General features: G+C 33.0%; 9 protein-coding genes. All 9 read left to right on the top strand.

Going from position 1 to position 12,363, the window contains the following annotated elements:
- Positions 1–99: 99 nt before the first annotated feature.
- Positions 100–1,170, top strand: coding sequence for a 3-phosphoserine/phosphohydroxythreonine transaminase (gene serC, locus AC1DY0_RS00475; protein WP_477186729.1), 1,071 nt, complete (start codon positions 100–102; stop codon positions 1,168–1,170).
- A gap of 114 nt (positions 1,171–1,284) precedes the next feature.
- Positions 1,285–2,250, top strand: coding sequence for a D-2-hydroxyacid dehydrogenase (locus AC1DY0_RS00470; RefSeq protein ID WP_477186728.1), 966 nt, complete (start codon positions 1,285–1,287; stop codon positions 2,248–2,250).
- A gap of 107 nt (positions 2,251–2,357) precedes the next feature.
- Positions 2,358–2,915: a DUF937 domain-containing protein gene (locus tag AC1DY0_RS00465; RefSeq protein ID WP_477186727.1), complete on the top strand. Its 558-nt coding sequence runs from the start codon at positions 2,358–2,360 to the stop codon at positions 2,913–2,915.
- 225 nt (positions 2,916–3,140) lie between these two features.
- Positions 3,141–3,572 carry a DUF6146 family protein gene (locus tag AC1DY0_RS00460; RefSeq protein ID WP_477186726.1) on the top strand — a complete coding sequence of 144 codons (432 nt, stop codon included), beginning with the start codon at positions 3,141–3,143 and terminating at the stop codon, positions 3,570–3,572.
- Positions 3,573–3,945: 373 nt separating this feature from the next.
- Positions 3,946–6,039: an ATP-binding protein gene (locus AC1DY0_RS00455; protein WP_477186725.1), complete on the top strand. Its 2,094-nt coding sequence runs from the start codon at positions 3,946–3,948 to the stop codon at positions 6,037–6,039.
- Between the two features lie 107 nt (positions 6,040–6,146).
- A complete protein-coding gene (locus AC1DY0_RS00450; protein WP_477186724.1) occupies positions 6,147–6,449 on the top strand; it encodes a DUF6787 family protein in 303 nt (100 codons plus the stop codon).
- 173 nt (positions 6,450–6,622) lie between these two features.
- Positions 6,623–8,494, top strand: a complete 1,872-nt coding sequence (locus tag AC1DY0_RS00445; protein WP_310003069.1) for a DNA topoisomerase IV subunit B — start codon at positions 6,623–6,625, stop codon at positions 8,492–8,494.
- A 12-nt stretch (positions 8,495–8,506) separates the two neighbouring features.
- The gene (locus AC1DY0_RS00440) at positions 8,507–9,613 is read left to right on the top strand and encodes a PDDEXK nuclease domain-containing protein (RefSeq protein WP_477186723.1); all 1,107 of its coding nucleotides are present in this window, start codon (positions 8,507–8,509) and stop codon (positions 9,611–9,613) included.
- Positions 9,614–12,337, top strand: coding sequence for a DNA gyrase/topoisomerase IV subunit A (locus AC1DY0_RS00435; RefSeq protein ID WP_477186722.1), 2,724 nt, complete (start codon positions 9,614–9,616; stop codon positions 12,335–12,337).
- The last annotated feature ends 26 nt before the right edge of the window (positions 12,338–12,363 follow it).

Raw genomic sequence — 12,363 nt, 5'->3', positions numbered from 1 at the left:
GCTTGAAATTATCATGATTAGCAATCATATAAATGCTATGGAATATTTATAATTTCTTACTTTAGTTAATTTGAACAAATAAAAACTACAAACTACACCATGAAAAAACACAACTACAGCGCAGGACCTTGTATTTTACCACAAGAAGTTTTTGAAAAATCAGCTCAAGCAATCTTAAATTTTAATGATTCTGGTTTATCACTTTTGGAAATTTCGCATCGTAGTAAAGATTTTGTTGCCGTAATGGAAGAAGCAAGAGCTTTAGTTTTGGAACTTTTGGATTTAAAAGGAAAAGGGTATCAAGCCATATTCCTTGGAGGAGGAGCAAGTTTGGAATTCTTGATGGTTCCTTACAATTTAATGAAAGAAAATGGTAAAGCAGCTTATTTAGACACTGGAACTTGGGCTTCTGGAGCAATAAAAGAAGCAAAATTTTTTGGTGAAACTACTGTTGTGGCTTCTTCAAAAGAACAAAATTACAATCATATCCCAAAAGGATACACTATACCTGCCGATGCAGATTATTTCCACTGCACTAGCAACAATACTATTTTTGGAACTCAAATGAAGGAATTCCCATCAACAGACTTACCTATTGTTTGTGATATGAGTTCTGATATTTTTTCAAGAAAATTGGATTTTTCAAAATTCGACATCATTTACGCGGGTGCACAAAAAAATATGGGGCCTGCTGGTACAACTTTGGTCGTTATCAAGGAAGAAGTTCTTGGCAAAACAGGACGCGTTATACCAAGTATGTTGGATTATGAGAAACATATCAAAGCAGACAGTATGTACAATACACCACCGGTTTTTCCTGTTTATGCGTCTTTATTGACTTTGCAATGGTTGAAAAAACTAGGAGGAATTGAGGCTATCGAAAAAATAAATGATGCTAAAGCAGCTTTACTTTATGCTGAAATCGACAGGAATCCATTGTTCAGAGGATCGGCAGCAGTTGAAGACCGTTCTAATATGAATGCAACCTTTTTATTGAATGATGAGTCACATGCTGCTAAATTTGATGAGATGTGGAAAGAAGCTGGAATTTCAGGATTACCAGGACACCGTTCAGTTGGAGGTTACAGAGCATCAATGTACAACGCGCTTCCTTTGGAAAGTGTACAAGTTCTTGTTGATGTGATGAAAGCTTTAGAAAGTAAAGTTTAATTGTTTAATCGCTAATTGTTTCATTGAAGAATGAATGTAGCGAATCGACTTTTAAAATAATAATTTATGTTAACCATTATCAATACGATTAAAGGTTAGTCAAATAAACTCAAAATGAAGATATTAGCAAACGACGGAATTTCAAAAAGCGGTATTGTAGCTTTGGAGAAAGCTGGATTTGAAGTTATTACTACAAAAGTGGCTCAAGAACAAGTGGCCAATTTTGTAAACAAAAATAATATAAGTGTCATATTGGTTCGTAGTGCCACAAAGGTTCGTAAGGATATTATCGACGCTTGTCCGAGTCTTAAAATTATTGGTCGTGGTGGTGTAGGAATGGATAATATTGATGTTGAATATGCCAAAAGCAAAGGAATTCACATTATAAATACTCCAGCTTCTTCATCAGAATCTGTAGCTGAGTTGGTTTTCGCCCATTTATTTACGGGTGTACGATTTTTACACGACTCCAACAGAAATATGCCTCTAGAAGGAGATATCAATTTTGATGGTTTGAAAAAGGCTTATGCGAATGGTATTGAGTTAAGAGGAAAAACACTTGGAATAATAGGTATGGGGCGTATAGGTCAAGCTACTGCAAAAATGGCAATAGGACTTGGAATGAAAGTGATTTATAGTGATACACATATTCCCAAAAAAGATATTAAAGTTTCTTTTTTTGATGGTCAGTCTATTTCTATATCACTAGCTTCACAAACTCAGGAATCTTTATTTCAGGAATCTGATTTCATCTCATTGCATGTACCTGCTCAGGATACGCACGTTATTGGTGAAAAAGAATTGGAAATGATGAAAGACGGTGTAGGGATTGTTAATTGCGCAAGAGGTGGTGCTATTGATGAAGTTGCACTTGTAAAAGCATTGGATAGCGGTAAAGTATTATTCGCTGGATTGGATGTTTATGAAAGTGAGCCTACTCCCGAAATTACTATTTTAATGAATCCGAAAATTTCATTAACACCTCATATTGGAGCCGCAACTGAAGAAGCCCAAGACAGAATTGGTATTGAACTTGCACATCAAATTATTAGTTTATTAAATAAATCATTAGTTAGTTAAGGCAACTTGTTGATATTAAATTGTATAGTGGTGATTTATTAACTTCAATTAATAAATTACCACTTTTTTTTTGATTAAATTTGATATTTAATTTTAATCAAAAACCTATGTTTGAGCAATTAACACAATTAGTGCAACAATTTGGACAGGAAGCAGTTGTAAACAACAATGCGGTTCCAAATGAACATAATGAAGCGGTAATGAGTGAAGCAGGAAATTCTATATTTTCTAGCTTGAAAAAAATGGCTTCCGAAGGAGGTGTCGAGAAACTTGCCGGATTACTCCAAGGGAATAATGCTCAAGATCCATCGAATCCAGCTGTTCAACAAATTACGCAACAACTTACAGGTAGTTTGGGCGAAAAATTTGGTTTGAGTAGTAATGAAGCTGCAGGAGTAGCCGGTAGTATGATTCCTCAAATACTAGGCGGATTAGTAAATAAAGCCAATGACCCAAATGACAGTTTCCAAATAACGGATTTAATTGGGGCTATTTCTGGAGGTGGCGCTCAAACATCTGGAATAATGGATGCTATTTCAAAGTATGGAACTCAATTTGGTTTGGATCAAAATGCTGATGGAAAATTGGATATGGATGATGCTATTGCTGTGACCAAAAGCAGCGGTGGCATAGGTGGTTTTTTAGGAAAGCTTTTTGGGAAATAAAACAAAATCTCGATTAATATTTGAAAGACATTTGCAAACTTGTAAATGTTTTTTTTTGCATCAGAATAGATAGATTCAAGAAGTAAAATCGATGTCAGATTTTATTCGAAAATTATATATTCATACTGGATTTAGCTTTAAAACGAAGTTAATGAGCTTAAAAATTCTTAACTTTGAGTAGTTATACAAGTTGTTTTTTTATAACATCCGTAAACAGCTATTATTATGAAAAATTTAATTTGCATATTGATTGTTTTTTTGATAATTATAGGATGTAGTACTTCTAAATCTAATGTAGTAAGTGCAGAGAAGCCAAAAACAGGAAGTAATGACACTATAAAAATTGTAAATGAGGAACTCGAATATGAAGTTATCATCATTGAACCTGGTTTTGATTTTTGGTTACAATCAACAGCTTTTCCAAGGGGATATTATTCGCAATCCTATTTGGAAAACAAAAATAATTTTTATGTTTTGGAATGGAATAACCGCGTCCGTCAACCGCAAATTTATCCGCCTAATTTATATGAAATGACCATCGATTATAATTCAACTATTAATTATGGTTATGAAGTAAATTACCTAATCTATAATTATATGATTTATTTTCAAAATAAATACAATCAAAGATTATATGGGCGAGTACCACCGAGATAGAAAATGAAATTTGTAAAATAGTATTGAGAAATAAATTTATTTAAATCTTTAAAAAAGACACTTACAAGCTTGTAAGTGTTTTTTTTTATGTAAACACCTTATTAGTAAGTGTTTATTTTTTGGTATATTTATAGTAGATTTTCTTCTCTTAAATTTTAAAAAAAAACAGTTGGCGTCAGATGCCAAAAAAATAAAATCCCAAATGCTATTGAAACTTCTTTTTTAGATAAAAAAAAGAGCACATCAAATCTAATGTATAGTTTCTGAAATTACGGCATGATAATTGATTAAAGAGATTGAAAAAAAAGCTTTGTATTGTTTATTTAAAGCTATCTATTCAGATGCTTTTATAAAAAGCACATATTCTTTTCCTATGAAAAAAATAGAAGTTAAAAAATCGAAACCAAAAATAATCTTGTTAGTTGTGGGTATGAATGTTTTTTCAATAGCATTGGTTTTAACCATACTGTTGTATATAACAAGTATCAAGAAAAGTATTTTAGATAATTACAATAATCAATTTCAGAATGAAATAACTAGAATTTCTCAACTTGTGTTCAGTCAAGTTGTTACTTCAATGGAGAGAAGTGATTTTGTAGATTATCTTAAAACAAAAGATTCCAGTTGGTATAACAAAATGTATTCTGACCCAAGTATCTTTAAATCTGATTATATTGGGGTTTATGGTTTGGATAATAAAATTATTAATCATACCAATACAACTAAAATAAAAGAAGTTGATTTTGTCCCAAAAGAAGCTTTAACTGCTTTAAATAAATCAGGGAAGTCTCGTTTTTATTTAAAAACATCCGATGGAATAATTCAGGTATTTGGTATTGCCATTGCAAAATCAAATGACGTAATAAAATCAAAACCAGTAGGTTATTTTATTTTAGCAAGAAGAATAGATACTCCTTTCAAACAAAAGATTGAGAAAATAACCAATTCTACAATAACTATATTATACAATCAAAATAATAAAGCAGTTAAGAATTACATTCTTCAATATAAAGCTGATTTGAAGGATTATAAAAATCAATTTGTAGCACGTGTTTATTTTGAAAGGCCTTTTGAGAAGTTTATTGCAACCATTTTAAAAAGTCTTTATTTTATATTGTTTATTTCTTTAATCTTGCTGTTGTTGAGCTTTATTTATACCAAAAAATGGATTTCTATTCCATTACATGCCATTACCAAAGCACTAGAAACAGGGAATAAAGGCGCTATTGAAATTTTAAAAAATACGGAAGGTGATTTTAAAAACATTGGAAGTCTTTTTGAAGAAAATGCCAAACAAAAAAGCAAATTGGTAAAAGCAAAATTAAAAGCGGAAGAAAATGACAAATTGAAATCTTCTTTTTTATCCAATTTATCACATGAGATAAGAACTCCAATTAATGCAATAGTTGGATTTAATGAACTACTTATGAATACTGAAGTAGGAAAAGAAGAGCAACAAGAATATTTATCCGTTATTGACAAAAGTGGGAAAAATTTGATTGCGATTATTGATGATCTTATTGAAATGTCAAAAATAGAATCTCATCAGACAAAACCTAATTATACTGCCGTAAATATGGAGTCTTGTGTCAAAGATTTGTACGACAGTATTAAAATCACAAATAAGAAAGCTAAAAAAATAGATTTCAAATTAATTGGGAATAAAAATCCAGCTCCATATCCCATAAAAACGGATGAAGTAAAACTAAAACAGATTATTACAAACCTCGTTACTAATGCATTAAAGTTTACTGAACAGGGGTCTGTTGAATTTGGTTATGAAATTGACGAGCCAAATAATCAAATTGTATTCAAAGTAAAAGATACTGGTTTTGGGATTGACGAAAACAATCAGCAATATATCTTTGATCGTTTTAGAAGAGTGGGAGGAGATCATACAATAAAAATTGGCGGACTTGGTTTAGGTCTTGCTATTTCTAAAGCCTATGCCGAAATGCTTGGAGGAACTATTTCATTAGAATCGAAACTGGGAAAAGGATCGGAGTTTTATTTTACTATTCCTTTGGAATATGTAAAATCACAAAAAATTAAAGTTCAGCCTGTTAATGAAGTTAGTATTTCTAAAGGTGAAGAAGAAGGAACTATATTAATTGCTGAGGACGACAATATTAATTTCTTGTTGTTTCAAAAGATAATGAAAGCTAAAAATTATAGAATAATTCGCGCCGAAAATGGTCAAGAAGCTGTTGATATTTGCTTTAATAATCCTAACATTGATTTGGTATTAATGGATATCAAAATGCCTATGATGGATGGATTTGAAGCTCTTGAAAAAATCGCACCAATAAGACCCAATCTTCCTGTGATTGCCCAAACAGCATTTTCATCTAATGAAGATAAAGATAAAATTTTCAAGGCCGGATTTACGGATTACATAACAAAACCTATTAACAGAGAACGGTTGTTTGAAATAATAGACGTCATTTTAAAAAAGAAAGTTTCTTAGCCTTTAATTATGATTTTTAATAGCTGAAATTATACAAACAAAAAAAGGAATAAGAATAAATTCAACCATTAAAACCTGTTATATTTGCAAAAAGGAATAAACTAAAAATGAAAGGATTGAAACAACGTTGGGGACTTACATCCGATTGGCAATTAGCCGTCATATTTGTTGTTTTTGCCATTACCGGATCTGCTTCAGCTTATTTATCTAAACCTTTTTGTATGTGGTTAGGTATCGGAAAGGAAGAATTAGGACACTGGTACACTCCAATTCGTTTATTATTGATTTTTCCTATTTATCAAGTTTTATTGGTAGCAATAGGTTTTCTTTTTGGTCAATTTAAATTCTTTTGGGCTTTTGAAAAAAAAATGCTCAAAGGAATGGGTTTGGGATTTTTGTTTAAAGAGTAATTTTTTATAACGAACTGAATCTAAAATCTAAAACTGGCTGTCAATATCATTCTTGATAACTTTGCAGTATTCCTCTTTTAAAATTTATCGAATTACACTACATTAGCACACTCGAGGTATTTATGATAAGTAAATACTGAACAGAACGCAGTTAAATTCGATAAAATTCCAAAATGTCAGATCAAAATCAATACACCGAAGATAATATCCGTTCTCTCGACTGGAAAGAACATATCCGTATGCGTCCAGGGATGTACATTGGTAAACTCGGTGATGGGTCTTCGCCAGATGATGGTATTTATATTTTATTAAAAGAGGTTCTCGACAACTGTATCGATGAGTTCGTTATGGGCTCTGGGAAAACTATTGAGGTAACTATCAAAGATAAAACCGTTTCAATTCGTGATTACGGACGTGGAATTCCGTTGGGGAAAGTTGTTGATGTAGTTTCGAAAATGAACACAGGAGGAAAATACGATTCCAAAGCTTTTCAAAAATCGGTAGGTTTGAATGGTGTGGGAACAAAAGCAGTTAATGCTTTATCTAATTATTTCCGTGTAGAATCTGTTCGTGACGACAAGCAAAAAGCGGCAGAGTTTTCTGCAGGAAATTTAGTTTTAGAAGAGGATATAATTGATACCACCAAGCGAAAAGGGACCAAAGTTACTTTTACACCTGATGAAACCATTTTCAAAAACTACAAATTCCGTATGGAGTATGTTGTCAAAATGGTAAAAAATTATTGTTATCTAAACAATGGTTTGACGATTATATTCAATGGCGAAAAATACATTTCGGAGAATGGTCTTAGAGATTTATTGGAAGAAACTATTAGCGAAGAAGACTTAGAATATCCAATTATCCATTTGAAAGAACATGATATTGAGATTGCTTTAACACACAGTAAGACACAATATAGCGAAGAATATCACTCTTTTGTTAACGGTCAGAATACAACGCAAGGAGGGACGCATTTAGCAGCTTATAGAGAAGCAATTGTAAAAACTATTCGTGAGTTTTACAATAAAAGTTTCGAAGCGTCAGATGTCCGTAAATCGATAGTGAGTGCAATAAGCATCAAAGTGATGGAACCTGTTTTTGAATCTCAGACCAAAACCAAATTAGGTTCGATGGATATGGGATCTGATGATGGAACACCACCTGTTTCAGTTCGTACATTTATAAATGATTTTATTAAAACTAAATTAGATAATTATTTACATAAAAATCCAGCCACAGCAGAAGCTTTATTGCGTAAAATTCTTCAGGCTGAACGCGAGCGAAAAGAATTATCGGGAATTCGAAAATTAGCAACTGACCGCGCAAAAAAAGCCAATTTGCACAATAAAAAATTAAGAGATTGCCGTGCGCATCTTCCTGATACCAAAAACCCTAGAAATTTAGAAAGCACGCTTTTTATTACCGAGGGGGATTCGGCTTCTGGGTCAATTACCAAATCTCGTGATGTAAATACCCAAGCGGTTTTTAGTTTGCGTGGTAAGCCTTTGAATTCGTACGGAATGAGCAAAAAAATTGTGTACGAAAATGAAGAATTCAATTTATTGCAGGCAGCTTTAGATATTGAGGATGGATTGGAAAAATTGCGTTATAACAATATCGTAATCGCAACCGATGCCGATGTCGACGGTATGCACATTCGTTTGTTGTTGATTACTTTTTTTCTTCAGTTTTTCCCAGAATTAATTAAAGAGGGACATTTGTATATTTTGCAGACACCTCTTTTTAGAGTTCGAAATAAAAAAGAAACGATTTACTGCTATTCGGAAGAAGAGCGTAAAGACGCTATAGAAAAACTAAAACCAAAACCTGAGATTACTCGATTTAAGGGATTGGGAGAGATTTCGCCGGATGAGTTCAAGAATTTCATTGGAGAAACGATTCGTCTGGATCCTATTATGATGGATAAACATACTTCTATCGAACAGTTATTGTCTTTCTATATGGGTAAAAACACTCCAGATCGACAAGATTTTATCATCAAGAACTTGAAGGTGGAGTTGGATGTTTTGGAAGAAGTGAAATAATTTGGAAAAATAGTGTCAGGAAATCTTCAAAATAAAGCTTTATTTTCTCAAGTAGCCGAGCTGTTGCAAAATGCTCGACAACAGGTTTTGCGTACCGTAAACTCAACAATGGTTTATACCTATTTTGAAATAGGAAGAATGATTGTAGAAGAAGAGCAAAACGGAAAAGATAGAGCTGAATATGGAAAGCAATTATTAAAAGGGCTTTCCGAACAATTGACGAATGAGTTTGGGAAAGGGTTTTCATTGAGGAATTTAGAGCAATTTAGAAAATTTTATTTAATTTATTCAAAATCCGAGACAGTGTTGCGGATTTCCAATTTTCAAAAAACGCAGACAGTGTCTGCGGAATTCCTTGATAACAATTCGCACACACTGTCTGCGAAATCGAATGCAATTAATTCTCAAACACTACTTTCATTTTTCAAGTTGACTTGGTCTCATTACACTTTTTTAATTCGAATTGATGATGAAAAAGAAAGACGTTTCTACGAAATAGAATCTGAAAAATACAATTGGAGTGTTCGGGAATTAAAACGCCAATATGATTCGGCACTGTATACAAGATTGGCTTTGAGCCGAGATAAAGAAGGGATTTTAAAACTTTCGGAACAAGGTCAGATTATAGAGAAACCAAAAGATCTTATCAAAGATCCCTATATTTTGGAGTTTCTGGGATTGCCAGAATTGCATCAGTATTCTGAAACGGAGTTGGAGGAAGAAATCATTAATAAACTAGAACATTTTTTATTAGAATTAGGCCACGGTTTTACTTTTGTGGCTAGACAAAACAGAATTACTTTCGATGATAAACATTTCAGGATTGATTTGGTTTTCTATAATCGAATATTGAAATGTTTTGTGCTTATTGATTTAAAAATAGGAGAATTAAAGCATCAAGATTTAGGGCAAATGCAAATGTATGTCAATTATTATGACAGAGTAATGCGTTTGGAAGATGAAAATAAAACCATAGGTATTGTGCTTTGCCAAAATAAAAGCGATTTGGTTGTAGAATATACTTTACCAGAAAATAACGAGCAAATATTTGCCAGTAAATACAAAACAATTCTGCCAAGCAGAGAAGATTTAATACAATTAATTTCGGAATCAAAATAGATGAAAGACGAAGAAGACGATAACCTAATTCCAGCAAACGAAGAAAATAATTCTGAAGACAATTCTTTTGATGAAAATCAAGATGATATTGATTCGGATGAAATTATTGATGTCGAAGCCAAACATTTTGAAGGGCAACATTTTTACGAAAACACAGAGGATGAAAATGACACCATTACCAAAGTTACAGGAATGTACAAAGATTGGTTTTTGGATTATGCTTCCTATGTAATTCTTGAGCGTGCCGTTCCAGCGATTGAGGATGGTTTCAAACCGGTGCAAAGAAGAATTATGCACTCTTTGAAAGAGTTGGATGATGGCCGTTACAATAAAGTTGCCAACGTAGTTGGTCACACAATGCAATATCATCCTCACGGAGATCAGAGTATTGGTGATGCGATGGTACAGATAGGTCAGAAAGAATTATTGATTGACTGCCAAGGAAACTGGGGTAATATCCTAACGGGAGATGGAGCTGCGGCTTCTCGTTATATCGAGGCGCGTTTGTCAAAATTTGCTTTGGAAGTTTTGTATTCTCCAAAAATTACCGATTGGGGTGTTTCCTATGACGGTCGTCGTGCAGAACCGAATAACTTACCCGTAAAATTTCCATTATTATTGGCTTCTGGGGCAGAAGGAATTGCAGTTGGTCTTTCGACAAAAGTTTTGCCTCATAATTTTAATGAATTGATAGATTCGTCTATTAAAATTCTGAAGGGAAAACCATTTACATTATATCCAGATTTCTTGACACAAGGAATAGCTGATGTATCCAATTATAATGATGGAATGCGTGGTGGACGTGTTCGTGTTCGTGCCAAAATTGGTCAACTCGACAAAAATACTTTAGTAATCACGCAAATTCCGTTTTCTACAAATACAACGACTTTGATTGACAGTATTTTGAAAGCCAATGAAAAAGGTAAAATCAAAATCAAGAAAATCGAAGATAATACTGCAGCTGAGGTTGAGATATTAATTCATCTTTTTCCAGGAGTTTCTCCGGATAAAACTATCGATGCTTTGTTTGCTTTTACTGCTTGCGAAACTTCGGTAGCACCATTGGGTTGTGTAATCGAGGATAATAAACCTTTGTTTATTGGGGTTTCTGATATGTTGAAAATTTCAACAAACAGAACAGTTGACTTGCTTCGACAAGAGTTGGAAATTCAATTAGAGGAATTAAAAAATAAATGGCATTTTTCTACTTTGGAAAAGATTTTCATCCGTGAAGAAATGTACATTGATTTCAAATTGTATGGAGACAGAGAATCATTATATGTTTATTTGTATGACCGATTTGAGCCATTTAAGAAATCATTTGTTAGAGAGATTCATGATGATGATTTGCATAGATTAACTCAGATTCCAATGATTCGTATTACTCGTTTTGATTCTGACAAAGCGGATGATTTTATCGCCAAGTTAGAAGAGGAAATGAAGGAAGTAGAGCATCACTTGGAGCATTTGGTAGATTTTGCTATTGCATATTTTGCAAAATTAAAAGAGAAGTACGGAAAAGGTAGAGAGCGCCAAACTGAGTTGCGCATTTTTGATGATATTGAAGCTACAAAAGTGGTTTTAAGAAATACCAAATTGTACGTAAACAGAGAAGAAGGTTTCGTTGGTACCAGTTTGAAAAAAGATGAATATGTTACTGATTGTTCCGATATTGATGATGTAATTGTCTTTTTGCGTGATGGAAAAATGATGATTACTAAAGTTGATGCAAAAACCTTCGTTGGAAAAGATATTATTCACGTTGCCATTTTTGATAAAAGTGACAAACGTACCATCTACAATATGATTTATCGTGATGGTAAGTCTGGACCATCGTATATCAAGCGATTTAATGTTTCGGGAGTTACTCGTGATAAACCTTACGATTTGACAAATGAAACAAATGGTTCACAAACCTTGTATTTTTCTTGTAATCCTAATGGAGAAGCTGAGGTAATTACTATTTTATTACGTCAGGTTGGAAGTATCAAAAAGTTGAAATTCGATATTGATTTTGCTTCTTTAGCTATTAAAGGCCGTGCTTCCAAAGGGAATTTGGTTTCTAAATATCCTATTAAGAAAATTGAGTTAAAGGAGAAAGGTATCTCAACGCTCTTGCCAAGAAAAGTTTGGTTTGACGACACCGTTCAACGATTGAATGTTGATGCCAGAGGAGAGCTGTTGGGTGAATTTAGACCAAGTGACAAAATTCTTGTGATTTCGCAAACTGGAAAAATAAAAGTCATTACGCCTGAATTGTCTACTCATTTTGATGAAGATATGATTGTTCTGGAGAAATGGATACCTAAAAAACCAATTTCGGCAATTTATTATGATGGTGAAAAAGAACGTTATTATATTAAGCGTTTCTTGGTGGAAACCGAAAATAAAGAGGAAAGTTTTATAACAGAACATGCCAATTCTAGATTGGAAATCGTAGCAACAGATTATCGTCCTGTAGCCGAATTAGTTTTTACTAAGGTAAAAGGAGTTCAAAAAGATAATTTGACCGTGGATATTGAGTCATTTATAGCTGTAAAAGGATTTAAGGCGCTCGGTAATCAATTGACAACAGATAAATTGAAACAAGTAAATTTATTGGAGCCTTTACCGTATGAAGCTCCGGAGGAAATTGTTCCTGAAGAAGTTGAAGTTCAAGGAGGAAATAATTCCGATGACACGGATGTTCAATTGGACGATGATGGACAGGTTGTCTTGTTCTAGAATAAAAAAAGCTCCTTTTTGGAGCT

The sequence above is a fragment of the Flavobacterium sp. P1_E4 genome, assembly GCF_056405915.1.
This window is presented reverse-complemented; position numbering and strand designations above follow the sequence as displayed.